General features: G+C 58.2%; 28 protein-coding genes. 13 read left to right on the top strand and 15 right to left on the bottom strand.

Annotated elements, in window-relative coordinates:
• Window positions 1–214: 214 nt before the first annotated feature.
• On the bottom strand, window positions 215–472 hold the full coding sequence (locus tag ACR0NO_RS14930) for a hypothetical protein (RefSeq protein WP_170555274.1): 258 nt from the start codon (window positions 470–472) through the stop codon (window positions 215–217).
• Window positions 473–700: 228 nt separating this feature from the next.
• On the opposite strand from ACR0NO_RS14930, the gene ACR0NO_RS14925 reads away from it, so the two are divergent.
• The 5 genes from ACR0NO_RS14925 (at window position 701) to ACR0NO_RS14905 (ending at window position 3,859) form a co-directional block, all read left to right on the top strand.
• The gene (locus ACR0NO_RS14925) at window positions 701–955 is read left to right on the top strand and encodes a helix-turn-helix domain-containing protein (protein ID WP_170555276.1); all 255 of its coding nucleotides are present in this window, start codon (window positions 701–703) and stop codon (window positions 953–955) included.
• Window positions 956–1,157: 202 nt separating this feature from the next.
• A complete protein-coding gene (locus ACR0NO_RS14920) occupies window positions 1,158–1,400 on the top strand; it encodes a glycine zipper 2TM domain-containing protein (protein WP_480724510.1) in 243 nt (80 codons plus the stop codon).
• 269 nt (window positions 1,401–1,669) lie between these two features.
• Window positions 1,670–2,347: a hypothetical protein gene (locus ACR0NO_RS14915; RefSeq protein WP_480724509.1), complete on the top strand. Its 678-nt coding sequence runs from the start codon at window positions 1,670–1,672 to the stop codon at window positions 2,345–2,347.
• Window positions 2,348–2,399: 52 nt separating this feature from the next.
• Window positions 2,400–2,780 (top strand): hypothetical protein, encoded by a 381-nt coding sequence (locus tag ACR0NO_RS14910; protein ID WP_480724508.1) that lies wholly within the window; start codon window positions 2,400–2,402, stop codon window positions 2,778–2,780.
• Window positions 2,781–3,427: 647 nt separating this feature from the next.
• The gene (locus tag ACR0NO_RS14905) at window positions 3,428–3,859 is read left to right on the top strand and encodes a hypothetical protein (protein ID WP_480724507.1); all 432 of its coding nucleotides are present in this window, start codon (window positions 3,428–3,430) and stop codon (window positions 3,857–3,859) included.
• On the opposite strand, the gene ACR0NO_RS14900 is transcribed toward ACR0NO_RS14905, so the two are convergent.
• The 5 genes from ACR0NO_RS14900 to ACR0NO_RS14880 form a co-directional block, all read right to left on the bottom strand.
• The gene (locus ACR0NO_RS14900; RefSeq protein WP_480676241.1) at window positions 3,799–4,341 is read right to left on the bottom strand and encodes a DUF3833 domain-containing protein; all 543 of its coding nucleotides are present in this window, start codon (window positions 4,339–4,341) and stop codon (window positions 3,799–3,801) included. The genes ACR0NO_RS14905 and ACR0NO_RS14900 overlap by 61 nt on opposite strands.
• The gene (locus tag ACR0NO_RS14895; protein ID WP_480676243.1) at window positions 4,338–4,955 is read right to left on the bottom strand and encodes a DUF3833 domain-containing protein; all 618 of its coding nucleotides are present in this window, start codon (window positions 4,953–4,955) and stop codon (window positions 4,338–4,340) included. The genes ACR0NO_RS14900 and ACR0NO_RS14895 overlap by 4 nt, the downstream gene beginning before the upstream one ends.
• On the bottom strand, window positions 4,952–6,175 hold the full coding sequence (locus ACR0NO_RS14890) for an MFS transporter (RefSeq protein ID WP_480676245.1): 1,224 nt from the start codon (window positions 6,173–6,175) through the stop codon (window positions 4,952–4,954). The genes ACR0NO_RS14895 and ACR0NO_RS14890 overlap by 4 nt, the downstream gene beginning before the upstream one ends.
• Window positions 6,175–6,552 (bottom strand): hypothetical protein, encoded by a 378-nt coding sequence (locus ACR0NO_RS14885; protein ID WP_480676247.1) that lies wholly within the window; start codon window positions 6,550–6,552, stop codon window positions 6,175–6,177. The genes ACR0NO_RS14890 and ACR0NO_RS14885 overlap by 1 nt, the downstream gene beginning before the upstream one ends.
• Before the next feature lie 121 nt (window positions 6,553–6,673).
• Window positions 6,674–8,005, bottom strand: coding sequence for an NAD(P)/FAD-dependent oxidoreductase (locus ACR0NO_RS14880; RefSeq protein ID WP_480724506.1), 1,332 nt, complete (start codon window positions 8,003–8,005; stop codon window positions 6,674–6,676).
• A gap of 228 nt (window positions 8,006–8,233) precedes the next feature.
• On the opposite strand from ACR0NO_RS14880, the gene ACR0NO_RS14875 reads away from it, so the two are divergent.
• Window positions 8,234–8,959, top strand: coding sequence for an SDR family NAD(P)-dependent oxidoreductase (locus ACR0NO_RS14875; protein ID WP_480724505.1), 726 nt, complete (start codon window positions 8,234–8,236; stop codon window positions 8,957–8,959).
• Between the two features lie 16 nt (window positions 8,960–8,975).
• Here the strand turns inward: ACR0NO_RS14875 and ACR0NO_RS14870 are convergent, their stop codons facing one another.
• On the bottom strand, window positions 8,976–10,628 hold the full coding sequence (locus tag ACR0NO_RS14870) for a DUF6504 family protein (protein ID WP_480724504.1): 1,653 nt from the start codon (window positions 10,626–10,628) through the stop codon (window positions 8,976–8,978).
• Window positions 10,629–10,689: 61 nt separating this feature from the next.
• Entirely contained in the window at window positions 10,690–10,977 is a 288-nt protein-coding gene (locus ACR0NO_RS14865) for an I78 family peptidase inhibitor (protein ID WP_419740210.1), read from the bottom strand.
• A 130-nt stretch (window positions 10,978–11,107) separates the two neighbouring features.
• Between ACR0NO_RS14865 and ACR0NO_RS14860 the strand changes: the two genes are divergently transcribed.
• A complete protein-coding gene (locus ACR0NO_RS14860) occupies window positions 11,108–12,220 on the top strand; it encodes an S-(hydroxymethyl)glutathione dehydrogenase/class III alcohol dehydrogenase (protein ID WP_170379545.1) in 1,113 nt (370 codons plus the stop codon).
• A 54-nt stretch (window positions 12,221–12,274) separates the two neighbouring features.
• Here the strand turns inward: ACR0NO_RS14860 and ACR0NO_RS14855 are convergent, their stop codons facing one another.
• From ACR0NO_RS14855 to ACR0NO_RS14845, 3 genes are all read right to left on the bottom strand, one after another.
• Window positions 12,275–13,213 carry a DMT family transporter gene (locus ACR0NO_RS14855; protein WP_480724503.1) on the bottom strand — a complete coding sequence of 313 codons (939 nt, stop codon included), beginning with the start codon at window positions 13,211–13,213 and terminating at the stop codon, window positions 12,275–12,277.
• Between the two features lie 142 nt (window positions 13,214–13,355).
• Window positions 13,356–13,769: a group III truncated hemoglobin gene (locus ACR0NO_RS14850; RefSeq protein ID WP_480724502.1), complete on the bottom strand. Its 414-nt coding sequence runs from the start codon at window positions 13,767–13,769 to the stop codon at window positions 13,356–13,358.
• A 48-nt stretch (window positions 13,770–13,817) separates the two neighbouring features.
• The gene (locus ACR0NO_RS14845; RefSeq protein WP_480724501.1) at window positions 13,818–16,736 is read right to left on the bottom strand and encodes an error-prone DNA polymerase; all 2,919 of its coding nucleotides are present in this window, start codon (window positions 16,734–16,736) and stop codon (window positions 13,818–13,820) included.
• 111 nt (window positions 16,737–16,847) lie between these two features.
• Here ACR0NO_RS14845 and ACR0NO_RS14840 point away from each other — a divergent pair, with 111 nt between their 5' ends.
• Window positions 16,848–17,312 carry a DUF1203 domain-containing protein gene (locus ACR0NO_RS14840; RefSeq protein WP_480724500.1) on the top strand — a complete coding sequence of 155 codons (465 nt, stop codon included), beginning with the start codon at window positions 16,848–16,850 and terminating at the stop codon, window positions 17,310–17,312.
• On the opposite strand, the gene ACR0NO_RS14835 is transcribed toward ACR0NO_RS14840, so the two are convergent.
• Window positions 17,309–18,301 (bottom strand): ABC transporter ATP-binding protein, encoded by a 993-nt coding sequence (locus tag ACR0NO_RS14835; protein WP_480676462.1) that lies wholly within the window; start codon window positions 18,299–18,301, stop codon window positions 17,309–17,311. The genes ACR0NO_RS14840 and ACR0NO_RS14835 overlap by 4 nt on opposite strands.
• An 87-nt stretch (window positions 18,302–18,388) precedes the next feature.
• Here ACR0NO_RS14835 and ACR0NO_RS14830 point away from each other — a divergent pair, with 87 nt between their 5' ends.
• The 4 genes from ACR0NO_RS14830 to polA all read left to right on the top strand — a co-directional run bounded on the left by ACR0NO_RS14830 (window position 18,389) and on the right by polA (window position 22,815).
• Entirely contained in the window at window positions 18,389–18,568 is a 180-nt protein-coding gene (locus tag ACR0NO_RS14830; protein ID WP_170379537.1) for a zinc-finger domain-containing protein, read from the top strand.
• Window positions 18,569–18,658: 90 nt separating this feature from the next.
• Entirely contained in the window at window positions 18,659–19,321 is a 663-nt protein-coding gene (locus ACR0NO_RS14825; protein ID WP_170640614.1) for a YrbL family protein, read from the top strand.
• Window positions 19,322–19,475: 154 nt separating this feature from the next.
• Complete coding sequence (locus ACR0NO_RS14820) at window positions 19,476–19,946, top strand: hypothetical protein (RefSeq protein ID WP_480724499.1); 471 nt, start codon at window positions 19,476–19,478, stop codon at window positions 19,944–19,946.
• A gap of 70 nt (window positions 19,947–20,016) precedes the next feature.
• A complete protein-coding gene (gene polA / locus ACR0NO_RS14815; RefSeq protein ID WP_480724498.1) occupies window positions 20,017–22,815 on the top strand; it encodes a DNA polymerase I in 2,799 nt (932 codons plus the stop codon).
• A gap of 43 nt (window positions 22,816–22,858) precedes the next feature.
• Here polA and ACR0NO_RS14810 read toward each other — a convergent pair whose 3' ends face one another.
• Complete coding sequence (locus ACR0NO_RS14810) at window positions 22,859–23,089, bottom strand: DUF2798 domain-containing protein (protein WP_170379529.1); 231 nt, start codon at window positions 23,087–23,089, stop codon at window positions 22,859–22,861.
• A gap of 49 nt (window positions 23,090–23,138) precedes the next feature.
• Window positions 23,139–23,918, bottom strand: coding sequence for a hydroxypyruvate isomerase family protein (locus ACR0NO_RS14805; RefSeq protein ID WP_419740218.1), 780 nt, complete (start codon window positions 23,916–23,918; stop codon window positions 23,139–23,141).
• Between the two features lie 181 nt (window positions 23,919–24,099).
• Between ACR0NO_RS14805 and ACR0NO_RS14800 the strand changes: the two genes are divergently transcribed.
• On the top strand, window positions 24,100–25,035 hold the full coding sequence (locus ACR0NO_RS14800) for a DMT family transporter (protein WP_480724497.1): 936 nt from the start codon (window positions 24,100–24,102) through the stop codon (window positions 25,033–25,035).
• Here ACR0NO_RS14800 and ACR0NO_RS14795 read toward each other — a convergent pair.
• The gene (locus ACR0NO_RS14795; protein WP_480724496.1) at window positions 25,032–25,610 is read right to left on the bottom strand and encodes a DUF1285 domain-containing protein; all 579 of its coding nucleotides are present in this window, start codon (window positions 25,608–25,610) and stop codon (window positions 25,032–25,034) included. The two genes, ACR0NO_RS14800 and ACR0NO_RS14795, sit on opposite strands and share 4 nt — an antisense overlap.
• Between the last annotated feature and the right edge of the window lie 28 nt (window positions 25,611–25,638).

Below are 25,638 nucleotides of genomic sequence, written 5' to 3'. Positions count from 1 at the left end.
GGACATATGGGGGACAAAGCTCTAAATTCTTGCCTTGAACCACATGAGAACAAGGGTAGAACATTAGTTCATGAACAAATGGCCCAGAACAATTCCGTTCGACCTCAAATGCAAGTTGGAGAGTAGGGAAAACCTGGATGACTTTTGGTTGGACTAACAAACGGCGCGATTTCAATCTGGCTCTCCGTGAAGTGCAACAGTACCAAATTTGGCCCTACCGGTTGGCTCGCTTTGCTTCGGAGACGCCAACGGCAAGAGGCCCGTTTTTTTCAGTAGAAATCCAAACAAAAGCTTTTTGAACCGTCCACCAGTCTGCTTCAAATTCCACGAATAGAGCATCCAAAAGATAAATTCGGAATACATTTTCCAAGTTCCGCTTAAGCATGCGAAGGATGGCGTGTTTTAAACGGAGCCTTGCATTGAAGCGTATTGTTTTGGCTAGCTTGCTAGCGTTTTCTCTTTTGCCATCCATTGCGCAACCTCAAAACGCTGACACACACGCGCGCGCTCAAACCTTTTGGGATCGAGCCAAAGCTCTTAGCGAACCTCAGAGACTAAACGCAGCTTGTAGCCAAGTCTCCATGGTCAGCCGTGAAGAATTCAGGTTGAGCGCTATCGTTCGCGCAAACGCGTTGTTCAGTCATTGCTGTTTCCTCCGGTTATGATATTGATAGAAATCATATCATAACGGACAGATCAAATGTCAATAGTAATTCTATCAATTAGGCAAATCAAAGCCGCTAGGGCTCTTTTAGCTTGGTCTCAAGTGGACTTGGCAGAAAGGTCAGGTGTGTCCTACCCCACTATAGCCAGACTTGAGACAAGCGACGGTCCGATAGGCGGTAGAAAGGTAACTGCGCAAGCAATTCGAGCTGCATTCGAAGCCCAAGGCATCCAATTCGTCGACGAGGGCGATACGGCCAACGGGGTCGGTGTGGTGTTGGTGAAGGAATAGTTGGCGGTTTAGCCCTCAGACAGCCTTTCCAAATGAGAATTAAAACTCGAAGCAGGCAGCTTGTCGGTCGAGGAGTTTCCTTCAGGTCTATTTGTTGAGATTTGGTTAACTCGTAGTCACACCAACTTTGAAGCCTTGTACGACAGACGACAAGGAGCCACCTACTCAGACAACCAATTCGATAGTTTGAGAGGCAATCGAGATGAAGAAGACATTGATGGCGTGCGTTCTTGGCGGCTCTCCACTCGTGGCTGCTTGCGGAGCGCCGACAACTCCAACGCAGGCCCAAGCACAGCATGACGCACTCTGCGCGGCGGGTGTCCTTGGCGGCGCGGCCCTTGGCGGGGTAGTTGGAAATCGGTTTGGTGGTGGATCAGGCAAGACGCTAGCAACAGCAGCAGGTGCTGGACTAGGGATGTATGCTGGTCAATCAGCTTGCAACTAGCAACGAGCAGCCAGAGGGGACCTGCGCTACGGAAATTTATGGCTTGCGTGACCAACTTCACTGCACTCCTCGACAGATCCATCCATAACTAACACATTGATGAACTAGCGTTGGTGTATTTGAGAACGCGAGTTTTTCTCCTCCCTGTTGGACTGGGGCGCGCTTGTGGCTGGGCGCGCCTCCTTCCTTTGAAGAAAAGCAAGATCCAGGTGCCCTTATTGTTCGGGTCCCTTCATAATTTATTGAAAAAATTAAAAAAAGAGAGAATTGTGACCATGAAGCTACCCGTGAAAAAATACAAGCTCGGCAAAGGAGAGACGATGCTCTCCGCAGTTACCAAACACAAATTTCCCGGCGCGGACGTCGAAAAGATTTTCAAAGCAGCATTCAACGCCAAAATTCGGAAGACCCGCAAGAAGTACACGGACGTGACAGCAGGAGACGAAATTTTTCTGCCCCTTGTCACAAAGAAAGACCTTCGACCTGTGCATTCGCTTTTTTTGGACATGAACTTTGCGGCTGATGCGTCTCTCAATACTACACAAGAACTGCTAAAAAGTGTTGAGGCCGACATCAAAGAAGCGAAGGCAAGAAAGAAGGAAGCACTAAACGGAACGGCGAAGATAAACCATTTGTACATCACGGATTCCATGAAGCTCGAAAAGGCTCAGGCAAAATGCAAACGGGAGACGTCAAAAGTCTCTCTTGCCAATCTGTTCGGACACTGCGAGAGCGTCTTCAAACAGTCACAGAAAGATGTGGAAGGGCTGAAATCGAAGTTCACAAAAATATATAAGGAAGAAGAACTTAGAGCTGATGCACTGATTTCAGCTTTGGAAGAAACCAAGAAGATTCTCAGTGCTCAGGTGACACTGAAGTATCAACTTCTTAAAGCGCTAAGTCTCGTCGTTGATGAACTGAATGATTTGAGTAGGCAAACCTTTTAACCGAAAATATCAACAATTGCGGGAGGTTCGCGCTACCTTAACCCTGACGCAGATGGCTGAGCATCTAGCCAAAAGGAAAGAACTTTGGGAGGAGCAATCCGTTTCACGACAAGTTGTCGCAAAACCCCAGGGTGGTCGCCCGAGCGAATTTGCCTCGGAAACGGCTGATGTGGCGGGCGTAGACGCACGTACAGTTCAGCGCGCTGTTTCCCGCGCAGAGGGCGTCACACAGGAAGCCAGAGACGCCATCAGAGGCACAGAGCATGACAAGGGTGTGGTTCTGGATGAGTTGAAGAAGCTACCCGCGACAAAGCAGGCAGAGCATGTCGCTGACATCGTTCGCGCTGGCGGGCCTTTTGTCGTGTTTGGTTGGGACTTTACTCGGCTTAGGTTGCGTCAATCGGCAAGTTCGACTGGTCCACTAAGTCGGTGAATATTAACGCTGCATGAACAAGACGTTTCTGCTTGATTAAGGCTCGTTCTGACAATGTTTCCAAACCAATAACAGTACAGCTTTGACAGTGAGAATGGTGGTAACGATGAAGCGTGGCGCGTATGTTGAACTGAATGACGACTACAAGAAGTGAGCAGAGTGGACCCTCCACCCAAAGAAGCGCCAGATTAAGCTGACAGACTATGTATCGGGTTTTGTGGTCGCATTTTCGGCCTTTGTTGCTGGCGACTTCCATCAATATTTGGTGTTTTGAGACTCACGCGGATATCAAAGGGAAAGCTCTTTAACGGGCTTTTCCGCTCCAAAAGTAGCATTAAAACATGGCGAGCAGCCGCCCGTCCCATTCCTCTATCCAAACGATTCCGGGTTCTGGTCCTGGCATGTCTAGAACTCCCTCTATTTGGCATTCATAGGCGGGTTACTGACATTCAGAGAGATCGAAGGAATGGATAAGAGTGCTTTTCGCTAATGGTGGGAGACTTGTATCCAAGCGAAACACTTGTGCGTCAATGCCAGGTTTTTGTGGATCGGTTTTGATTCCGCCAAAACGGGAAGCGCTTGAGGTAGAGGTGCCGGTCAGTGACACCACCTTTGGTTGCTTGTGAAATTTCCATTTATATTCAAGCGTGTTCAATGGCGACTTTCGAGTGGATTTCCGCTTGCGCGATTCGAAAAAATTGGCAGATTCAGCAACATTTGCTATCGTTTGGCTAAAGGGCGTTAGAAACCCGGGGGCAAAAATCGAGCAGAAATCCGGAAATTCCTCACAGGTGGTGTGGGTAAAAATACCTGAACATCTCAACGGCACCCGACGCGGGTTGTTTTTCTTGTGGGCCGAGGTCGAGCGTGCTCAGGTGGAGGCCAAGGCCGCGCCACCGCCCTCTGAGCCGCGTCAGCCCGAGTCGAACAAGATATTCGGTTGGGTTGATGAGTTTATCTTCTATGAACGCGACAGGGCGGAGCAGCCGGATCAGCGCGCCGAGGCCCCGTCGGGCCGTCACAGTTTCTCGAAGAACAGGATGACCTCGCCTATACGGACGCCAAAACGCGAAACATAGGCGCGGTTCAGCAGGCGGTCGTCTTCCAGAAGCCACATCCAATCGTCGAAGTTTACACGCATGGTGCCATCTTTGATCGGCAGGTCGATCTTGTATTTCCAGTTGAAGGTATCGCCACGCTCGATCCCTTCGGCCACACCAAGAACGCCCGGCGCGGTGCCGGTCCAAGTGTCTTCGCCGGTTTTGGTCAGAGTCCAGATGCGCTGTTCGGTTGCGCCGTCATCGTAAACGAAATCCTCGACCAGGGTCAGGGTTTCTCCGTCCCATGTGCCGTCAATCTCAACCGTGAAACGGCGTGGCACGTTGCCCAGAATGTCCTGGAACTGACCATAAGCCACGGTTTTGCCTTCGAAGAACTCTTCGAGGTTCAGCTGCCGGTCGGACAGAAAGCTTTTGGGCACCCGCGGTTTAGCCGAGCAGGCCGCGAGCAGCGTCAGGCTGGTGATTGCGACCAGTGAGATCAGAAAGCGCAACCGGGTCATTGCAGCGGCCTGTTTTCCGCATCCGCATCATACCCGTTTGCTCCGGGTACATGAGCGGTCTGCACCTCGGGCGCGGGTCGCATGGTTGCCACCAGTTCCGCCACCTTGAGGCCGAATTTGCGCATCTCTGAGCGGTTCATGATCGCCCCGTTCTCGGTCAGGTACATCCAGTCGGTCACGTCCAGCGTGTGCCCTCCGGCGTCTTCTGGCAGGATGATCCGGTAGGACAGCTTGACAGTCGAGCCCGAGATCACGCCTTTGCCTTCACCGACAATGTCGTCTGCTGTGGCTGTGAACGTGTTGCCGGTGCCCAGTGTCAGATACCACTTTCGGGTCATCTGTTTGCCGTTGGAATAGGTAAACCACTCGGCCAGAGTGCCAGTGTTTCCATCCCATTCACCGACCATGCGCGCGACAAAGCTGTTCGACATCTTGCCGTTGGGGCCATAGATCAGCCCCTCGGACAGGATATCTCCGTTCAAGTGCTTGGTCAGGGAAAACTCTGGTCCCGTTCCCGAATAGTCAGCCGGGGATTGTGAGCGAAAGCTCAGGAACCGTCTTTTGATCGCCACGACAACGAGGATGGCGAGCAAAATCACAACAAGCGTATTCATTTGGCTGGGACCTCCGTAGGCAGGGTCAAGACCATCCCGAAAGCGCCCAGCTTTAGGATGCAGGGCAGCAGGGCATAGGCGAATGTGAGTGTGTTTAGAGCCTGTGCCGAGTTGGCTTGACCGGGTGAAAAGCCGCTGCGTTCCAGCAGGGGCAGGGTGAAAAAGGCAGCGAGCGCGAGGCCCAGCTTGCCAGCAAAAGACCAGATGCCAAACGCGGCGGAGGCATTCAGCCCCGCGCGTGTCAGCACCACGGAAAACATGGCGGGCAGGATCACGATATCCGCCCCTGCGGCTGCGCCGGAGGCTAGGCAGATCAGGGCAAAGGCGGTCAGCTCTCCGGCTGAGAGGGTGGCCGCGCCTATGAAGGAGGCGATGCCCAGCGGCATTGCGATCATAAGGGTCTGTTTCGGGCCGATCCGATTGCTGAGCCGTGCCCAGAGGGGCACGCTAGCCCCAGCGCTTAGGAAAAACAGGATCAGCAATGGGCCGGCCATTCCGGAAAGTTGCAGTTTGTCCTCGACGAAGAACAGAAACAGCGTGGCGGTCAGGGCGACCGGCAGGCTGTTGATCAGCGCCAGAAACAACAGCCGGAGGGCGCCGGATTGTCCGAGCGCGGTGAACGAGATGCCCTCGCCCGTGATCGGTTTGCGTCGCCACATTGGTATGGTGACGATCAGGGTGAGCAACGCCAGCGCGCCCAGAAACAGGCCAAAAGCGGGGTAGCCTTGCCCCTGCGCGCCGAAGGCAACGAACAGGGCCGGGGCACTGGCAGCCAGAACGACTCCGGTCAGTTGCCCGCCTTCGCGGAAGGCGGCGAGGCGCATCAGCTCTTGCGGGTCGGCCTGTTTGGCCAAAGTTGCACTGCGCCCGTAAAGCAGGATGGTGCCTAGGCTGTAGGCCGAAAACAGAAGCACGAGGATGGCGACCAGCGCGCCAACGCTTGCCCCATCCGGCAGGCCGAACAGCAGCGGAAACCCGACCGCCAGCCCCAGCGCCGCCAGAGCTGCAAACAGCAGCTGCGCGCCCGGCCAGCGGTCGATGGCCCAGCCGATCAGCGGGTCTTGCACCAGATCGACCAGCCGGATCACCAGCAGCACGGTTCCGATCACCCCAAGGCCAATGCCCAAATTCACCGCCGCAAAACGCGGCAGGTGAATATAGAGCGGGATACCCGCCGCAGCGAGCATCAGCGCATAGAGGCTGACCCGGGGATACAGCATCACTGCCCCTTCAATTGCCGTGTAAAACTGGCGGACCGAGTGTTGTCGCCAAGAAAAATCGACATGAACGATTTCTTGATGCCGGTGTTGGTTAGTGTGCAGGTTTGTACACCATTGCGCCAAAACCCAACTTTGTTAGGTCCTTCGGATATGGCGAGATAGCTGTCACCTTTGCTGACTGCTTGAAAACAGGTCTCTAGCTGGGCCTTTGTCGGCGCGGGATTGCCTTGCCTCGCCATCTCATCCAGCGTCGACTCTACAAGAGCCTTTTGTGCGAGGTTTTTTCGATAAGTCAGTTGCAACCCGAAATCCTCGGTCCAATTGAATGCCGCTCCAGCAGGCGTGAAAAGCTTGGCGTCATAGACAGGCAGGCCCAAGAACCTAAATGTCGAGCTGCCCAAAAGCTTGGGATCACTCAGTTCGCTGGACAGAGGCGACGCCACTGCCTCACCTGACGAAAGCAAGGCGAGAGACAGCAGTGCTGCGCGGAAACTAGGTCTATTCGGCGGCCACATGGATGGCCGGATCTTTTTCAAGAATGCCATTGTCAGCTCCGGTTATCTGCGGGGCGCCGCGCAAGCGGTCGACGACATGCATCGCGCTGGCGATCCCGTCTTCGTGGAACCCGTGCCGGTTATAAGCTCCGGCGTACCAGGTGTGATTTTGTCCCTGCATGTCGCGAATTTGCCCCTGAGCTTTCAGCGCGGCTTTGTCGAAAACCGGGTGGGCGAACTCGACTTGGTCATAAATCTTGTCCTCGTCAATTTGCGAAGACGCGTTCAACGATACAAAGAGCGGATCGCTGTCCGGGATGTTCTGCAAGCGGTTCATCCAATAGGTCACGCCGACATCCCCGGCTTGCGAGCGATAGGTCCAGCTGGACCAGCAGGCGCGCCGCTTTGGCATCTGGCTTTCGTCACAATGCAGGATCGCGTGATTGGGCTGATAACGGATCGCGCCAAGGGCCGCGGCTTCACCCGCCGTGGCGTTGTCGCCCAGAATGGCCAGCGATTGGTCCGAGTGGGTCGCAAGGATGATCTCGTCAAACTGATCGGCGTGGCCCTGGCTGGTGACCGTGACGCCGGTCTCATGACGCTGTACGTGATCTACCGGAGCCGCCAGACGGATGTCGCATCCGCGCAACCGCAGCGCGGCATCAATTCGGCGCACATACTCGATACTTCCGCCTTTGACCGTGTACCACTGATGCTGGTTGGCGCGGCCGCTGGCCAGCAGTGCATGGTTGCGGAAGAACTGCACCAGCGAGCGGGCCGGAAACTGATCCACAAACTCAACCGGCGTGGACCAGATCGCGCCGCACATCGGCATTAGGTAGTTGTGGCGGAACCAATGACCCAGACGCATCTGGTCCACCAGTTCTCCGATGGTTGTGTCATCATCCTTCGCCGCATCCGGGGCTTCTTTACTAAAGCGCAGGATGTCCGAGATCATCTTGTAATAAGACGGTCGCAATAGGTTGCGTTTCTGGGCTGTCAGAGTGCGCAGCGTGTTCAACCCGTATTCAATGCGGCCATTGTCGATGGTAGCGCCAAAGCTCATCTCGCTTTTCTCGACGGGCACGTTCAGCTTATCAAACAGCTTGGTCAGGTGGGGGTAGGTGGCGTAGTTGAAGACGATAAAGCCGGTATCGACCGGTTGGTCTCCGTTCTTACCCGCCATCACCGTTCGGGCATGCCCGCCAAGGCGCGGTTCGGCCTCGTAAACGGTAATGTTGTGCTGTTCTGAAAGGTAGTAAGCTGCGGAAAGTCCTGAAATGCCTGCACCTATGACTGCGATTTTCTTGCGCTCGCCTCGCGTTTCGTCGAACATGTGATCCCCTTAAGTGCGACATTTATCTAGGGATACGTAGCAGGTTCTGACGCGGATCAATCAGGTTAGATTATATTTCCCAACGCACTATATTGTGACTTCGTGGCAAAATTCACTCAGCTGGGGATGATCCGACCGGTTGGCTTGGTCGTAAAATATACATGATAGCTGAAGCAGAACCGAAACCGCGCATGGGGCGTTGTTTCATGGTTCCACGATAGGGCAGGCATGACCGGTTTCGAAGGAAAGACGTATTGGATTGTAGGCGCGAGCGAAGGGCTCGGGCGCGCTTTGGCGCAAGGGCTAAGCGAGCGCGGTGCGCGTCTTGTCCTGTCGGCGCGCAATGCGGATCGGCTGGCCGAGATTTGCGCAACCCTTCCCAGTGCGCGCGCGGTGCCTTTTGACGTGACCGACCTTGAGGCCGTGCGCCGTGCCGTGGCTGAAGTCGGAGAGGTCGATGGTCTTGTCTACAACGCCGGAGCCTATGAGCCGATGCGGACCGGTGATTGGGATACCGAGGCGGTCTTGTCGATGACCGACGTGAACTACACCGGTGCCCTTCGGGTGTTGGGTGAAACCGTGCCGGGCTTCGTGAGCGCCGGACGCGGGGATATCACTCTGATCGGCTCTTTGTCCGGCTATCGCGGCTTGCCTGCGGCGGTGGGCTATGCAGCTAGCAAGGCGGCCTTGGTCTCGCTGGCCGAGACCATGCGGTTTGATCTGGCGGGTACTGGCGTGACGGTTCGGATCGTCAATCCTGGCTTTATCAAAACCCGCCTGACCGAGAAGAACAATTTCAAGATGCCCATGCTGATGTCGGCTGAAGACGCGGCAGAGCGTGTGATCAAAGCGATGTCGCGCCGCCGGTTCCGTACTGATTTTCCGGCCCCGTTTTCCTGGGTGATCCGGTTGCTGGACTATCTGCCCGACATCCTGATCTATCGCGGAAAATAGACCCTAATTTGGGCTTCTAGCCAAATTGCCCCTGGCAGAACCAGCCTGCGGACATGGTGCCGCCGTGGCCATAAAACAGCCAGAGCCTCTCCCCCTGTTCGGTCACCACAACCCAGTAATCGCGCACACCGCTGCGCCAGTTGGGGTCATCCAGCCACCATTCCGGCGCGATCCGTTCCGGGCCGGTGGCTTGTGCCAATTGCCAATCACGCCCGCGCCAGCGAAAGGCGGAGGGCACATCCGGGGTTTCCGGGGCCATTACCGGCTCGGGCTGCCACATCTGCAGGGGGCGCGGGCGTGGCGGCGCAGGCCAGTCTCGCGCCGGTTCGGACCACGCCGCCGCTAGCACCTGCGCGGTTTTCTCGGGGATATGCGATGCCGCAGGGTGACGCCGAGTGATGACCTCTAGCCCCACCCGTGCGCCCAGTTTGGCCATAAGGTCTTCGACGGCGGTGTTGCCCTCCAGCCGGTTGCGGGCCACACGGCGGGCCTCAGCATGACCGGCGATGGTGCGGGCGTGGATGGGTTCGGTCTGCACCGCCTCAAGCCGTAGCATGTCAATGCCATAGCCCGCGTCGATCTTGTCGATTTTCATCTCTAACAAAGGGCGAATGCGGTATTTGTCATAGGTCGGGCGGGCCAGCCCAACCTCGATGACCTCGGCCGCCTGATCTACACGATGGGCCTCCAGCCGCAGGGTGCGGACGCCGCGGCCCTTTTCTTCCAGCTTGGTGCAGAGCGTCGGCAGAACCCGGTCGATGGCGGCCATCACATCCTCGACCAGCCCAATCGGATTGGGCAGAGTCATCCGAACCGCGAAGTGATGCGGCGGGCGGGCCGGAGAAACCGGCTCGGGTGCGCTGCCCATCGCCTGATCCAGCCGCAAGACCAGCCCACGTCCGAACCTGCGGGCGAGGGAGGCGCGGGGTTGGCCCAGCAGATCCCCAATCCGGCGCAGGCCGAGACGGTTCAGCTGCGCGACCACCTGATCCTCGAGCCGCAGCGCCGCGATGGGCAGCGGGCTGAGCGCCCCATAAGACTGCCCCGGGGCTGCGATCCGCGCCCCGCCGCCCAAGGCCACCACCTGCGGCGCGGCCCCGCCCTTGGTCCAGTGTCGTCGCTTGCTGGCCCGGGCACGGGTGGCGCGGGCCTCTTGGCTGATGGCGTCGCCGTTGCGGTCGGATATGGCCTCTTGCCCGGCATAGCGCGCCAGCGCCCAGGCCGCGCCCAATGTGTCTGCAATGCCCATCTGCACGCTCAGGCCCATATCGGCGCAGTCGACCTCAAGCACGCGCAGCAAGGCCTCTTCCCCGCCAAACAGATGCGCGCAGCCCGAGAGGTCAACGATCAGCCCGTCCGGAGCCTCTTCGGCGACCCAAGGGCTGAACTTGCCTGCCCAGCGGCGCAACGCGGTCAGGAACGCGGCTTCGGCCGGGGCGTTGCGGTGCCGCGTGATCAGGGACGCACACATGGCATGGGCATCGCGCACCGGCTGACCCACCTGCAGCCCGGCGGCCTGAGCTTCGGCGTTCAGAGAGGTGATCACCTGCATGTTCGACTGCTCGGCCACTACAGCCAAAGGCCCGACATGCAGCCCCCGCGCGGCGCGGATCAGCCGTTCAGCCCCCAGACGGGGAAACCAGAGTGAGAGTATTCGGCGTTTTGGCATCGGCAGACATCAAAATGTTCCCACTTTGTTCTTGCCCGAGAATCAGCGCTCGAGTCCACCCCTACCCGCAAGTCAGGCGCTGAATGATGCCCGCACCGTTCACGAAGACATTCAGCCGGTCGATACGGTAATCCTGTGTCGCAATGTCATTGGGTCCCAACACCCGCGCGCGCTCGGGCAGGCTGGCCTGAATGGTCGAAACCGGCTGGCCGATGGAATCCGCAAACGGATCGCCTTTGCAGAAGGCTAGATCGACAGGCGCAGCCTCGGGCTCAAGGTCTGCACCTTGCGGGGCAGAGGTTTCGGCGCAGGCGGCCAGAAGGATCAGGATCGGGATAAATCGGTGCATTGGCGTTCCCCAGTATGACAATGTCGTTTCTGCAATATCAAATGTTTAGCCAATCTGCCATGAAAGTGCAGTTGAAAACACCCTGCATTTGACGCAGGGTCGGGTCAAACAAGACTGGGAGACAAGCACCATGCGCACCCGTGCAGCCGTCGCCGTTCAGGCTGGCAAACCTTTGGAAGTGATGGAGGTGAACCTCGAAGGCCCCAAGGCGGGCGAGGTTTTGGTCGAAGTAAAGGCCACCGGCATCTGCCATACCGATGAATTCACCCTATCCGGCGCAGATCCCGAAGGCCTGTTTCCGGCCATTCTGGGCCACGAAGGCGCAGGCGTCGTGGTCGAGGTGGGCCCAGGCGTTACCAGCCTGAAGCCGGGCGACCATGTGATCCCGCTCTACACGCCCGAATGTCGTGAGTGTGAATATTGTCTGCATCCGAAGACCAACCTGTGCCAGGCGATCCGTGAGACTCAGGGCAAGGGCCTGATGCCCGATGGCACTTCGCGCTTCTCGACTTTGGATGGCGACCCGATCCTGCACTACATGGGCTGCTCGACCTTCGCCAACCACACAGTCCTGCCTGAGATCGCGTTGGCCAAAGTGCGTGAGGACGCACCCTTTGATAAGATCTGCTACATCGGCTGCGGCGTCACCACCGGCATCGGCGCTGTGATCAACACCGCCAAAGTGGAAATCGGCAGCCGTGCCATCGTGTTCGGTCTGGGTGGTATCGGCCTGAACGTGATCCAGGGCCTACGTCTGGCCGGGGCCGATCAGATCGTCGGTGTCGACCTGAACCCATCAAAGGTCGAAATGGCCACCAAGTTCGGGATGACCGATTTCGTTAACCCGAAAGAGGTCGAAGGCGATCTGGTGCCCTATCTGGTCAACCTGACCAAAGGCGGAGCAGACTATACGTTCGACGCGACTGGCAACGTCGGCGTGATGCGCGACGCACTGGAATCAGCGCATAAGGGCTGGGGTGAGTCGATCATCATCGGCGTTGCACCTGCCGGTGCCGAGATCTCCACCCGTCCGTTCCAGCTGGTGACCGGACGTTCCTGGCGCGGCACCGCCTTTGGCGGCGCGCGGGGCCGGACCGATGTGCCCAAGATCGTCGACTGGTACATGGAAGGGAAGATCGAGATCGACCCGATGATCACCCACACCATGGGTCTGGACGACATCAACCACGGTTTCGACCTGATGCATAAAGGCGAGAGCATCCGCTCGGTGGTGGTCTACTAAGGCTCTAAACCACTTGAATTCGCCTAATCGGCGCGCTGTCTGGCGCGCCGTTTCTCATTCGCCGGGTCGCGATGCGCCCGTATCTGACCTTGGTGATCGCACGCGCAGAACCGGCGTGTTGGTCGAGGTGGTGTTCGACCGGCTTTCGCGCCAGACAACGAAAATGCCCGAGGCGATGATGACGCTTGCGCCGACCACGACCCAACCGTCGGGTCGTTCGCCAAAGAAGATCATGCCGAACAAGGTGGCCCAGATGATCTGGCTGTACTGGCTGGGGGCCACGACACCGGCCGGGGCCGCGCGATAGGCCAGGATGATCAGATGTTGTGCGATCACCGAGAACACGCCGACCAGTGCCATCATCGCCAGATGTAGCAGCGAAGGCGGCTGGTAGACTGCCGGTTGCATCAAGCTCATGACTACGATGGCCAGCAGCATCGGGTAGAGGATCAGCACGGCCGAGCGCTCCTCATTCCCGATCTTGCGCACCAGAACAGAGCCTAACGCGCTGCAAAACGCGGCTGTCAGGGCGGCCATGTGGCCTAGCGTGATATCCGTTGCTCCGGGGCGCAGGACGATCAGAACACCGATCAACCCGACGCCAACCGCGGCCCAACGTTGGAAACGCACGACCTCTCCTAGAATCGGAATCGACAAGACTGTGACGAACAGGGGGAAGGCAAATAGCAGCGAATAGACCTCGGCAAGAGGCAGGACCGAAAAGGCATAGAAAGCGCAGACCATGGATGTGACCATCAGCGCCGACCGGAGCAAGACCAGCCATGGGTGGTGTGGCAGGAAATTCCCGGTCGTGCGGTCTGTCAGGATCGTCACTGCCATGGGCACAAAGGAAAACAACGTGGCGAAGAAGATGATCTGCATCACCGAGTAGGTGCCGCCCAGCACTTTGATCAGCGCGTCATGGCTGGCAAAAACCGCGAATCCCAGAAACGCGAAACCAAGTCCCCGGAGGGTGGTGTTTTGAGTGCTCATGATCTGGCCTCAGGTGATGTCGGTGTGGTGGCTTTAAGCCGGCGCAGCTAAATGGGCTGTCTTTTCCCTGAGTAGACGCATTTTCCCGGACCGCATAGCCCCTATTTTACCGCTAACACAGCAAAGCCGTCATGTTGTGAGATCAACGCAGGATCGGCGGCGCGTCCTTGGGCTGTCGGGAGGATTGCACGCCCGCCTTCATCCCCACACCGATCCGTCGGGCCAGCGCGACCCAGGGGGTGGCCGTTTCCTGAGGTAGGGTTTGGGTGGCGACCTCCTCGAACAGGTCCAGCCAGTGGGCGAACATTTCGGGCTGCACGTCAGGTCTTTCGCTATGTATCCGTTGCGGATTGCCGTTGTAGCTGCGCTCAAAAAGGATGGCGTTGCGCCAGAAGGCGGCGATCTTGTCCTCATGCGTGGGCCAGTCATGGACGTGCTTGTTGAACACCGGTCCCAGAACGGCATCCTCACGCACGCGGGCATAGAAGGCGTGGACCTGCGCGTTGATCTGGGCCGGTGTTGCGGGAAAACGCGGGGGCAAGGTGGGTCTGGTCATGGTGGTCTCGGGTTTCGACTCTAGCCCGGGACATATCCGGGGCGGAGGTCAGGCAACAGGTGTGGTTTTGTCGCGCGGCTCGGGCGTCAGCAGGTGCCGGATCAAGGCCACCGGATGCGCCTTCAGGCTGAGGCGTGTGGCGACGTAATCCTCAACCACCTGTTCGCCCAATGTCATCTGCGGCAGGTAGGCTTCGGGTTCATCCAACGTCTCGCCTTCCAGATCCTGTGAAAACAGCGGTAGAGGTTTCGCGGTCGCAATCGCCTTGGCCTGCCACAGAGCCTCGCGCCGGGTCAGGTCGCAGGCAGCGAAGGCATCGGCCTCGGCCAGACGTTCAATCACCGACGGCCCCAAGCCTGCGCGACGCCAGACGTCATCCACCTGAGTGTAACCATTGCCCCGTGCAGCGGTCAGCCAGCTGGCGTCTTCCTCGCTGAGGCCTTTGATCTGGCGGAACCCCAGCCGCAGGGCCAGCCCACCATGGCCATCAGGTTCCATTACATTGTCCCAGAAACTGGCATTGATGCAGACCGGCCGCACCTGAACGCCGTGTTCGCGGGCATCCCGCACGATCTGGGCAGGGGCATAGAAGCCCATCGGTTGCGAGTTCAGCAGCGCGCAGGCGAAGATGCCCGGATGGTGGCATTTGATCCAAGCCGAGGCATAGACCAGCAGCGCAAAGCTGGCCGCGTGGCTTTCGGGAAAACCATAAGATCCGAACCCTTCGATCTGGGAAAAACAGCGCTCCGCGAAATCCTGTTCGTAACCGTTGCGTTTCATCCCGCGTAAAAAGAGAGCGCGGAACTCGCTGACATTGCCATGTTTTTTGAAGGTCGCCAGAGACCGCCGCAGCCGGTCCGCCTGTTCCGGGGTGAAGCCCGCGCCGACAATGGCGATCTGCATCGCCTGTTCCTGAAATAGCGGCACGCCTAGTGTTTTGCCCAACACATCCCCCAATGCGTCCGAGGGGAAGCTGACCTCCTCCTCTCCGTTCCGGCGGCGGATGTAGGGGTGGACCATGTCGCCCTGAATCGGGCCGGGGCGGATGATAGCGACCTCGATTACCAGATCGTAGAAATTACGCGGCCGCATCCGGGGGAGGAAGTTCATCTGCGCCCGGCTTTCCACCTGAAACACCCCAATAGAGTCTGCTTTGCACAGCATATCGTAGACCTCGGGGTCCTCGGGCGGCAGGGTGGCGAGGGTATAGCCGGTCTGATGATTCTGCCCGATCAGGTCGAATGCCTTGCGGATACAGGTGAGCATCCCGAGGCTGAGGACATCGACCTTCAGGATACCTAAGGAGTCGATATCGTCCTTGTCCCAGCAGATGACCGTGCGCCCCTCCATCGTGGCGTTCTCGATGGGAACAAGCTCGTCCAGCCGCCCCTCAGTTATGATGAAGCCACCCACGTGTTGTGACAGATGGCGGGGGAAGCCATCGATCTCATAGACCAACATTAGAGTCTGTTTTAGCCGTCGATCTTCAGGATCGAGGCCGATTTCACGCATCCGATGCGCCTCAAGCCCTTTGGTCGAGAAAAAGCCCCAGAGCTGTGAGGACAGGGCCGAGATCGTGTCCTCGGTCAGACCCATGGCGCGGCCGACCTCACGAATGGCACGCTTGCCGCGATAGTGAACAACCGTGGCGCAGAGGCCCGCGCGTTCGCGGCCGTAGCGGTCGTAGATATGCTGGATCACCTCCTCGCGGCGCTCGTGTTCGAAATCGACGTCGATATCGGGCGGCTCGTTGCGGGCCTCGGAGACGAAGCGCTCAAAGACCATCGTTCCCATCTCGGGGCTGACCTCGGTGATGCCGAGGCAGAAACAGACCACCGAATTGGCCGCCGAGCCACGCCCCTGACACAGGATGTCGCGCGAGCGGGCGAAATGGACGATATCGCGGACGGTGAGGAAATAGGGTTCATATTTCAGCTTGCCGATCAGCCTCAGCTCATGGGCCAGCATCTTTTTGGCCTTCTCGGACGCGCCTGCCGGATAGCGCCATTTCAACCCCTCATGCGCCAGGCGGTGCAGGCGTTCTGTCGGGGTTTCCTGTTCACTGCCTTCGCTGGGGTATTCATAGCGCAGCTCATCCAACGAGAAGGTGAGCTGTTCGCTGAGGTCATGGGCGCGGGTGACAGCCCCTTCATGACCTTTGAAGATACGCAGCATTTCCCCCTCGGAGCGCAGCCGCTGTTCGCCATTGGCCAGCGCGTCGCGGCCCAGCTCATCCACCTTGCGGCGTAGGCGGATGGCGGTCAGCACATCGGCCAACTTGCGACGCGCGCCGTGGTGGATCATCGGCGCGGCACTGGCGAGGGTGGGGATATCGAGTTGCTTTGATTCAGTCTCTAACAAAGAGAAATGTGTACTATCTGCGCCATCATATCGAGGGTGCATCAGCAGATGCATCCGCCCACCAAAGCGGCGCGTCAACTGTTGCGCCTGTGTCCGCCATGCGCTCGCGCCGCCCTTTGACCGGTCTGCTTGTGGCCAGAGCAGCAGGTGGAGGCCGTCGGAAAACTCCAGCAGGTCAGACAGGTGCAAGATGCAATCGCCTTTTTCCGCACGCAGGCGGCCTTTGGACAGGATGCGGCACAGGTTTCCCCAGCCTTGTCGGTTCAGGGGCAGAGCGGTGACGGTGGGCGCGTCGGTGAAGATCAGCCGCGCTGCCGGGATCAGGCGGGGGACCGCGTGGATCGGATAGGACGGCGGTTTGGGGATGTGATCGGGGCAGGGCGGGCCTAGGCTCGTGTTCTGCGCCTCCCACTCCAGCCGTTCGCGGACCTTGCGGGCGATCTCGCGCGCTTGGGTATGGGCGCGAACGATCCCGGCGACCGAGTTGTCATCGGCAATTGCGATGGCGGGCAGGCCCAGGGTCACGGCACGCTCCATATACTCCTCGGGGTGAGAGGCCCCGGTGAGGAAGGTGAAGTTTGACGTGATCGACAGCTCGGCATACATGGCGAGTCACTATTATATTCACGTTTTGTTCTTTTTCGAGTCCTTTGCGCAGGAACTGGGTCGCTTGCGGCTGATCAGGAGGGCATGGTTTGGGAAAAAAGGAGACCCGAAATGTTCAAGATCACCGCACTTCCCACTGACGAAGTCCGCGCCCTGCAGGCGGGCGGGCCAGATGCCTACGGCGCCACGCCAGAGCGGGCTGTTTCCACCGGCGCAGGTAATCCCTGTCGTCATTGTTTACAAAATATCCCCGAAGGCCAGGACATGCTGATTTTGGCGCACAGACCTTTTTTAGAGCCACATCCCTATACAGAAACCGGCCCGATCTTCCTGTGCGCTAAACCATGCGAGCGTTACGAAGGCGACGAAATGCCCGAGATACTGACCTCTTCCCCCGACTACCTGATCAAGGGCTATGGTGAGGATGATCGGATCGTCTATGGCACGGGTGCCATCACGCCAACCGACCAGATCGGAGCCAAAATCGCCGATATCTTTGCCAAACCGGACATCGCCTACATCCACGTCCGATCAGCGCGGAACAATTGCTATCAGGCGCGGATCGACCGGGCCTAGAGCTTGACCCGGTGCATACCCCGGCGCGGCTGATCCTGATCCTCGGCCGGGGTGTCATCCGCGCGCGATGAGGTCAGCGCAAGGAACACATCCTCGAGGTCTGCTTCTTCGGTCCGGACGTCGCGGATGCGGATATTGGCGGCACGAACCGACTCCAGAACCTGTTCGGCGCTGGTCTGGGCGCTGCGATACTGCAGCACAAGGCTGCCATCGTCGCGCAGAGTGGCCTCGACACCATCCGTCATGGGCAAATCGGTGACGGGGCTGTCAGGTGCGATCACCATCGTCCGGCTGTCCATGCGACCCAGTAGGTTGGCCGTGCTGTCCTGGGTGATCTTTTCACCGTGATTGATGATGGCGATCTCGTCGCACATCTCTTGCGCTTCTTCCAGGTAATGCGTGGTGAGGATGATGGTCATGCCTTGCTCGTTCAGCTTGCGCACATTGGCCCAGAGCATCTGGCGAAGCTCGATATCCACGCCTGCCGTCGGCTCGTCCAGCACAAGGATCTTGGGGTGATGCACCAGCGCCTTGGCCAGCAACAGCCGACGCCGCATCCCGCCGGATAGCGTGCGGGCATAGGCCTCGGCCTTGTCGCTCAGGCCCACCAGTTCCAGAATCTCATCACTGCGGCGTTCGGCCTTGGGGACACCGTAGAGACCGGCTTGAACCTCCAACGCGCCTCGGGGGGTGAAAAAGGGATCAAGGTTCAGCTCTTGCGGCATGACACCGATGGCGGCGCGGGACGAGCGTGGGTTCTTGTCCTGATCATATCCCCAAATCGAAACATGGCCCGAGGATTTCACCACCAATCCGGCAAGAATGTTGATGAGTGTCGATTTCCCCGCCCCGTTCGGACCCAGCAAACCAAAGACCGACCCGCGCGGCACGGTCAGGTCGACGCCCTTCAAAGCGTGTTTCTCAGGCTGACCTTTGCCGCCACGATAGGTCTTGCGCAGCCCCTCGATCCTGATTGCCGCATCGCTCATGTGGCTCTTGCCCCCGGTTTGCTCATCGCTCATAAACGCACCTAATGCATGCCCGCGAGGCCGACAACCAGTGAAGGATCGCCAGCCGTGACAATCGAAGCGCCGGAGACGAAGATCGTGGAAACTTCTCGTGTTGCCTGTGATGGCGGCGAAGGCGCGTTGGGACACCCGAGGGTGTGGCTGCAGATTCCAGAGGACACGGGCTGGGTCGAATGTCCTTATTGTGATTGTAAATATGTGCTGGCGGATGGACATTCACAAAACTGACGCATAACTGTTACATCAACGGCGGCCGTGGTTGATTTGGCTTTTCATGGCCGGTACAGCCATTTGTCTACGGTATGAAACGGAACCCAAATGCTCTTTCCAGCGCAGCCTTTACAGCTGTCAGAACAGGATCTTTTGGCACGTGGTGGTCAAAGAAACGTATATGCGTGCCCAGGTCGGCCAGAGCTGCTGATCAAAATCACCAGACCGCGTAAACGCCCTATTCGGTCGTACACCAAGCGGCTGATCCAGCAGGTGTTTCCCGATGCAAAATATCGTAACGCCCTCAAAGAGATGGAATGCGAGTTGAAGGCGGCCTTGAAAAGCGGCTCTGACATAGCGAAACTACCTGTCGCGCGCGCATTCGGAATTGTTCAGACTGATGTCGGCCCGGGCATTATTGTAGAGCGGATTCAGTCTGAGGATGGGCAACTTGCTCCGCAGCTGTCATCGGTGTGCAAACAGGGCCAGTTGACGGACGACGTTCTGAGCGAACTCAACAGTTTTGTGCATCGGTTGTTTCAGCTTCAGATCGTAGGGCGCGACATCCACCCGGAAAACATTGTCTACGGGCTGCGCAATCAAACCAGAATATTTGTTCTGATTGACGGGTACGGAGAGCGCAATCTGGTTCCTTTGCGCACGCTGAGCCGTCGTTTGAACAACCGTTCGCTTAGCAAGCAGATGCAGTATATCGCTGATCGCACGGGGCTGCTCTGGGACAAGTCGCAGCGGGTCTTCCGCACTACATGACAGCCCCGATAAATAGGGCGCTGTAGCGGGTGCGGGCGTTTCTATGGTTAGCAAGGCACAAAACGATCCCGAAGGGCTCCTTACCCGCCCTCTGCCCAAATCTTGCCGCGATTGTGATGGTACTAAGGTGGTGCAGTCAGCATAGGTGAGTCTGATGACGGACATTTCTGCTACAGATACTGCCCGTCCAGTTTTCGGATGGATCGGGTTTTGTACGGCGTCGGTTGCGTTGTTTGCGGCGCTGCTAGTGTTTTGGGCCGGGCCTTTCGCGCCGCAGCAACCCACCGGCGTGTCACTGGGGGAGTTGGCAGCCGAGCTTGGGAAATCCACCCTGCGCGCCGCTGCAGGTCTCGAGCAGCCCGAACCTGTCGCCCAAACCCGCGATCTGGACGATTTCTTGCAAATCGGTGTCGCCATGCTGGGCGGTTTGGCCATTGTCGTCTCTGTTATTGGCATATTACGCCATGAACGGATGCGGCCTGCCATCGCCGGGGTGGCCATTGGCGTTGGTGCAATCCTGTTTCAGTTCTTCGCGATGGCCTTCTTTGCCTTCCTCGGTGCGCTGGTCATCATGGCGCTGTTGCATAGTTTCTCGGATGTGTTTGGCGGCCTCTTTGGAGGTTAACTGACGTTCCTCACTGGTCAGTTGCGCGCCCCTGTGGCAGAACCATCCCTGACCGACAGGGAGCACGCGTATGAGCAATTTCGGAAAAGGATGTCACCTGCATCTGATCGACGGATCGGCCTTTATTTTTCGGGCCTATCACGCGCTGCCTCCGCTGACGCGCAAGTCGGATGGTTTACCAATTGGCGCTGTGTCGGGCTTCTGCAACATGCTGCAGAAATATGTCGAAGGAAATGCCGGCCCCGATGCGCCGACCCATGTTGCGGTGATTTTCGACAAGGGCTCGCATACGTTCCGCAACGATCTCTATGATCTCTACAAAGCCAACCGCGAGGCGATGCCCGAGGATTTGCGCCCGCAGATGCCGCTGACCCGTGAGGCGACGAAGGCCTTCAACATCGCTTGCAAAGAGCTTGAGGGCTATGAGGCAGACGACATCATTGCCACGCTGGCCGTTCAGGCGCGCGAGGCTGGTGGGCGCGTGACCATCGTCAGCTCGGACAAGGACCTGATGCAGTTGGTCGGCGGCGGCGTTGAAATGCTGGACGCCATGAAGAACAAACGCATCGATACAGATGGCGTTTTCGAGAAGTTCGGCGTCGGCCCAGATCGCGTGGTCGATGTGCAGGCTCTGGCTGGGGATAGCGTTGACAACGTGCCGGGGGCCCCTGGGATCGGCGTCAAGACGGCGGCCCTTTTGATCAACGAATATGGTGATCTGGAAACACTGCTGGACCGCGCGGAAGAGATCAAACAGCCCAAGCGCCGCCAGACGCTGATCGAAAAGCGTGATCAGATCGAGCTATCGAAGAAGTTGGTACAGCTGGATGAGAACACGCCGCTGGATTTCACCCTCGACGACCTAGAAGTACAGGACCCCGATCCCGATACCTTGCTGGGCTTTCTGGCGGAAATGGAGTTCCGCACCCTCACCAAACGGATTGCCGACAAGCTAGGGGCCGAGGCTCCGGTCATCGCCGACGCGCCCGCGCCAGTCGCGGAAGAAGTTGTGGTCGAGGCGATCCCGTTTGACTCGTCGAAATACGAATGCGTGCGGGACGCGGGCGCTTTGCAAAAGTGGATTGATCAGGCTTATGAACGCGGCTGGGTTGCCGTAGATACCGAGACTACCGGGCTGAACGAAATGATCGCCGATCTGGTCGGTATTTCGCTTTGTATCGAAGCAGGGGAGGCCTGCTATATCCCGCTGACCCATCGCGATGGCTCGGCGGACGATCTGTTCGGCTCGGATGCGCTGGCGGAGGGGCAGATGCCGCTGGATGAGGCTCTAACTCTGTTAAAACCGCTGTTCGAAGACCCATCGATCCTCAAAATCGGGCAGAACATGAAATACGACGCCAAGATCTTTGCGCGCTACGGAATCGAGGTGGCTCCGATCGATGACACGATGCTGATGTCCTACGCTATGCATGGCGGTGAGCATGGGCATGGAATGGATACTCTGTCCGAGCGCTACCTGGGCCACACGCCGATCCCGATCAAACCTCTGCTGGGCTCGGGCAAGTCTGCGATCACGTTCGACAAGGTGCCGATTGATGAGGCCACAGCTTATGCCGCCGAGGATGCGGATATCACGCTGCGCCTGTGGCAGTTGTTCAAGCCGCAGCTGCATCAGGTTCAGGTGACGACGGTTTATGAAACGCTCGAACGCCCGCTGGTGCCGGTTCTCAAAGAAATGGAGATGCACGGCATCAAGGTGGATCGCGATGTTCTCAGCCGGATGTCGAACGCCTTCGCGCAGAAAATGGCCGGGTTAGAGGCTGAAATTCACGAATTGGCCGGTGAGAACTTCAATGTCGGTTCGCCCGCGCAGTTGGGTGAGATCCTGTTCGACAAGATGGGCCTGGAAGGCGGCAAGAAGGGGAAAACCGGGAAGTACTCGACCGGGGCGGATATTCTTGAGGATCTGGCGACCGAGTATGAGTTGCCGCGCCGGGTGCTGGACTGGCGACAGCTGTCGAAGTTGAAATCGACCTACACGGATGCGCTGCAGACCCATATCAACCCCGATACGGGCCGCGTGCATACGTCTTATTCGATCACCGGGGCGAACACAGGCCGTTTGGCCTCGACTGATCCGAACCTGCAGAACATCCCGGTGCGCACCGAGGAAGGCCGTCGCATTCGTGAGGCGTTCATCGCTGAGCCGGGCAATGTGATGGTCAGCCTAGACTACAGCCAGATCGAGTTGCGTATTCTGGCGCATATCGCTGAGATACCGGCGTTGAAACAGGCCTTTGCAGACGGGCTGGACATCCACGCTATGACGGCGTCCGAGATGTTCGATGTGCCGTTGGATGAGATGACGCCGGATATCCGCCGTCAGGCCAAGGCGATCAACTTTGGTGTGATCTATGGCATCTCGGGCTTTGGTCTGGCGCGCAATCTACGTATCCCACGGGCCGAGGCACAAGGCTTCATCGATCGCTATTTTGAGCGTTTCCCTGGTATTAGAGCCTATATGGACGACACAGTCGCCTTCGCTAAAGAGAATGGCTATGTGCAGACCTTGTTCGGACGAAAAATCCATACGCCTGAGATCAACGCGAAGGGGCCACATGCCGGTTTCTCGCGTCGGGCGGCGATCAATGCCCCTATTCAAGGGACAGCGGCGGATGTGATCCGGCGCGCGATGGTACGGATGCCAGAGGCGATCAATGGGTTGCCGGCCAAAATGCTGCTGCAGGTCCACGATGAATTGCTGTTCGAAGTCGCCGAAGATGCGGTGGATGAGGTGATCGGCGTTGCGCGGGACGTGATGGAGGGGGCCTCGGACCCTGCCGTGAAGCTGGACGTGAAGCTGGTTGTGGATGCTGGCCAGGGGGCGAACTGGGCCGAAGCGCATTAAGAGGCGCTGCTCATCAGGCCCGGCGGACCCTCTTCGCAGCGGGTCAGTCCTGCGGCCTGACCATACGGTTGACGAACCGTTGTACGCTGGGGCCAAACAGAAGGATTACGGTAAAGGCGATGGGCCAGCAAAAGGCCCATGAGGCCATCCAATCGCTGAGGGTGGACGGGCCAAAGCCGATGGCTTTGACTGTTGCGATCCCGGTGACGATGCAGGACATCAACCCGGACATGATCAGGCTGAACACGGCGCGGGCATAGCGGGCAGGGATCATAAGGCGTTTCCTTGGTATCTACGGTAGGACGAACGGCGCTATTTGCGGATCAGAGATCTGCATTGGCAAGAACTGCCTTATGCATCCAATCCAGGGATGAGCTCGTCAAAGCTGTTGAGGGAGTATATTCCGCACTGACCCATCCTTCATAGCCAGAGACCTCCATCGCCTTAAATAGGGTCTGAAAATCCAGATCTCCGCTACCCGGTTCGGACCTGTGGGGCGCTGCGCCGATCTGGGCGTGGATGACGCGATTGTGAAAACGATCCCAAATCTCCAGCGGATCCGAGTGGATCATCTGTGCGTGAAAGCTGTCATATTGCAGGCCCAGGTTGGGGCGATCCACGCGGTCCAGAACCTCGGCGGCCAAATCGTAGTCGTTAAGGAAATAGTCGGGTTGGGACACTTGGTTCAGCGGCTCGATGGTGAAGGTCTGGCCGGGGGCTGTATCGGCGGCCCATTGCAGGTTGCGAACAAAGCAATCCAGCGCCTCAGGCCCCGATGCATAGCCGGACATGATGTGGATCAGGCCGGGTTTGAGCACATCGGCATAGCGCAAGACGCGGCGGATATCGGATTGGAACCGCGCCTCACCGCCGGGCACGGCGGCATAGCCCGGCTCACCCCCCGTGTAGTTTGGCGGAGGCGCGTTGATCAGCACAAGCTCCAGCCCGTTGGCCAGAAGGGCACGGCGGGTCTCTTTTGCGGCCAGCTCATAGGGGAACAGAATTTCAACGGCTTTGAAGCCCGCCTCGGCCGCAGCCTGGAACCGCTCCAGATATGGGAGTTCGGCAAAGAGCAGCGAGATATTGGCGGCGAATTTGGGCATGAGAGGCCTTTGGGTCGGTGATCCGCCCAAGCTTAGTCTCCACCGATTTTCGAGGAAAGGGATTGAAAACGACAGATTGTCGAAAATCGACAAGAAGGCAGGCTCAAGTCCAGAGATGTTTGGGCTAACACGGCGAATCATTTTTCTGCGCCGTTCCAACAGAAGGTCCGATCCCATGGCGATGAGCCCTGATCCTGTGCGCGGGAACACTCTTCCTATGTCCACTGGCCGCAGCTCGGCCTTGTCTGGAAACGGTTTGGCTGTGGCGTCCATGCTGACCTGGGCAGCGGGGTTTCCTGCGGCCGAAGTGTTGCTGCAGACCTGGCCTCCGGTCGCGCTGTTCGTGGCGCGCCTGGCGCTAGCAGTGGCGGTCATGGTGCCTTTGTGGTTTCTGATCGACGGGCCAAGCCGGGTTTTACGCGCCCGTTGGGGTCATGCGATGCTTGTTGGCGGGACACTCGGGGCCGGTATGTTCCTGATCATCGTGGCGCAAAAACTGACAGATCCTGTGACCGTCGCCATCATTGCCTCCTGCGCGCCATTGTTTGCCACCCTGATCGAACTGGCAACCGGGACACGGCGGTTGCGTTGGAATTTTGCGCTGGGCGTTGTGGTGTCTATCATCGGCGGTCTGATCGCGACTAGTGCAGTGGCGCCCGCGCAATTGGGTTTGGGCGCGATTTGCGCCATCGTGTCCACCGGGTTGTTCTGCTGGGCGACAATGGCAACGGCGAGGGACTTCCCCGAGCTGAGCCAAACCGGGCGCAGCACTATTACGTTCTTCGGCGGCTTGGTCGTCGCTTTGTTTCTGTTCTTTGGGGCACGCCAAGTGGGTATGGACGTCATGCCAACGGCGCAGATTGATGTTCAACAGGTCGGAATGCTTGGGATCTATGCTCTGGTGTCTATGGGCCTCAGTCAGGTTTTGTTTGTCGGATCCGTCGGGAAACTGGGCGTTGCATTAGCCTCATTCCACATCAATATCGCACCGTTCTACGTGATGTTGATCATGCTGGTGCTGGGGGAAGAGTGGAACTGGACCCGCGCTTTGGGCGCAGGTGTCGTTGCGGTGGCCGTCGTGCTGGCGCAGGATCGAAAAGATGTAAAAGCGGCCTAGTCCGGCAGGTGTTCTGACTTGATCAACGGAAAGAAGCGCTGTTCGGACCAAACTCCGAACCAACCCTCATGGTGGGTGCCCATCTCGACCAAACGGTAAAAGCTCTTGCGGTCAATCCGGGCCTCAAGGCCGTCGCGGATCACAATGTATGGAGAGGGTTCCTGGGTCTGCGGGTCCATGACAACGCGGATCGGATGATCTGGCCCGGCCACCGCGACATCGCCAACCTTGGTGGTGAAAGTCAGAGCCTGCGCCTGCCCCTCGCCCGAGGCATCGACGTCCACCGCGATGAACGGCGCATCCTCGACGGTGATTCCCACCTTCTCGACTGGGGTCACCAGGTAGTATTTCCCGTCCTCCAGCTTAAGAATTGAGGAAAAAAGCTTCACAAGCTCGAAACGGGTGATGGGCGAGCCTAAATAACTCCAAGTGCCATCTTTGGCGATCCGGATATCCAGATCACCGCAAAAAGGGGGATTCCAGAGGTGAACGGGGGGTAAACCCTTGGTTTTGGTCGCTTTGATTGAAGCCGCAAGACTGTCAGGGGAAGGTTTCACAGGTTTTTGTCCGCTCATTGCTTTTGCCATTTCCTCTCAGCGCGAT

The organism is Ruegeria sp. CL3 (assembly GCF_056536505.1).
This window is presented reverse-complemented; position numbering and strand designations above follow the sequence as displayed.

What these genes read in the sequence shown, in the direction of transcription:
- ACR0NO_RS14930 (WP_170555274.1), bottom strand. Translation starts at nt 472, where the DNA reads ATGGATGGCAAAAGAGAAAACGCTAGCAAGCTAGCCAAAACAATACGC.
- ACR0NO_RS14925 (WP_170555276.1), top strand. Translation starts at nt 701, where the DNA reads ATGTCAATAGTAATTCTATCAATTAGGCAAATCAAAGCCGCTAGGGCT.
- ACR0NO_RS14920 (WP_480724510.1), top strand. Translation starts at nt 1,158, where the DNA reads ATGAAGAAGACATTGATGGCGTGCGTTCTTGGCGGCTCTCCACTCGTG.
- ACR0NO_RS14910 (WP_480724508.1), top strand. Translation starts at nt 2,400, where the DNA reads ATGGCTGAGCATCTAGCCAAAAGGAAAGAACTTTGGGAGGAGCAATCC.
- ACR0NO_RS14900 (WP_480676241.1), bottom strand. Translation starts at nt 4,341, where the DNA reads ATGACCCGGTTGCGCTTTCTGATCTCACTGGTCGCAATCACCAGCCTG.
- ACR0NO_RS14895 (WP_480676243.1), bottom strand. Translation starts at nt 4,955, where the DNA reads ATGAATACGCTTGTTGTGATTTTGCTCGCCATCCTCGTTGTCGTGGCG.
- ACR0NO_RS14890 (WP_480676245.1), bottom strand. Translation starts at nt 6,175, where the DNA reads ATGCTGTATCCCCGGGTCAGCCTCTATGCGCTGATGCTCGCTGCGGCG.
- ACR0NO_RS14880 (WP_480724506.1), bottom strand. Translation starts at nt 8,005, where the DNA reads ATGTTCGACGAAACGCGAGGCGAGCGCAAGAAAATCGCAGTCATAGGT.
- ACR0NO_RS14875 (WP_480724505.1), top strand. Translation starts at nt 8,234, where the DNA reads ATGACCGGTTTCGAAGGAAAGACGTATTGGATTGTAGGCGCGAGCGAA.
- ACR0NO_RS14870 (WP_480724504.1), bottom strand. Translation starts at nt 10,628, where the DNA reads ATGCCAAAACGCCGAATACTCTCACTCTGGTTTCCCCGTCTGGGGGCT.
- ACR0NO_RS14865 (WP_419740210.1), bottom strand. Translation starts at nt 10,977, where the DNA reads ATGCACCGATTTATCCCGATCCTGATCCTTCTGGCCGCCTGCGCCGAA.
- ACR0NO_RS14860 (WP_170379545.1), top strand. Translation starts at nt 11,108, where the DNA reads ATGCGCACCCGTGCAGCCGTCGCCGTTCAGGCTGGCAAACCTTTGGAA.
- ACR0NO_RS14855 (WP_480724503.1), bottom strand. Translation starts at nt 13,213, where the DNA reads ATGAGCACTCAAAACACCACCCTCCGGGGACTTGGTTTCGCGTTTCTG.
- ACR0NO_RS14850 (WP_480724502.1), bottom strand. Translation starts at nt 13,769, where the DNA reads ATGACCAGACCCACCTTGCCCCCGCGTTTTCCCGCAACACCGGCCCAG.
- ACR0NO_RS14845 (WP_480724501.1), bottom strand. Translation starts at nt 16,736, where the DNA reads ATGTATGCCGAGCTGTCGATCACGTCAAACTTCACCTTCCTCACCGGG.
- ACR0NO_RS14840 (WP_480724500.1), top strand. Translation starts at nt 16,848, where the DNA reads ATGTTCAAGATCACCGCACTTCCCACTGACGAAGTCCGCGCCCTGCAG.
- ACR0NO_RS14835 (WP_480676462.1), bottom strand. Translation starts at nt 18,301, where the DNA reads ATGAGCGATGCGGCAATCAGGATCGAGGGGCTGCGCAAGACCTATCGT.
- ACR0NO_RS14825 (WP_170640614.1), top strand. Translation starts at nt 18,659, where the DNA reads ATGCTCTTTCCAGCGCAGCCTTTACAGCTGTCAGAACAGGATCTTTTG.
- ACR0NO_RS14820 (WP_480724499.1), top strand. Translation starts at nt 19,476, where the DNA reads ATGACGGACATTTCTGCTACAGATACTGCCCGTCCAGTTTTCGGATGG.
- polA (WP_480724498.1), top strand. Translation starts at nt 20,017, where the DNA reads ATGAGCAATTTCGGAAAAGGATGTCACCTGCATCTGATCGACGGATCG.
- ACR0NO_RS14810 (WP_170379529.1), bottom strand. Translation starts at nt 23,089, where the DNA reads ATGATCCCTGCCCGCTATGCCCGCGCCGTGTTCAGCCTGATCATGTCC.
- ACR0NO_RS14805 (WP_419740218.1), bottom strand. Translation starts at nt 23,918, where the DNA reads ATGCCCAAATTCGCCGCCAATATCTCGCTGCTCTTTGCCGAACTCCCA.
- ACR0NO_RS14800 (WP_480724497.1), top strand. Translation starts at nt 24,100, where the DNA reads ATGAGCCCTGATCCTGTGCGCGGGAACACTCTTCCTATGTCCACTGGC.
- ACR0NO_RS14795 (WP_480724496.1), bottom strand. Translation starts at nt 25,610, where the DNA reads ATGAGCGGACAAAAACCTGTGAAACCTTCCCCTGACAGTCTTGCGGCT.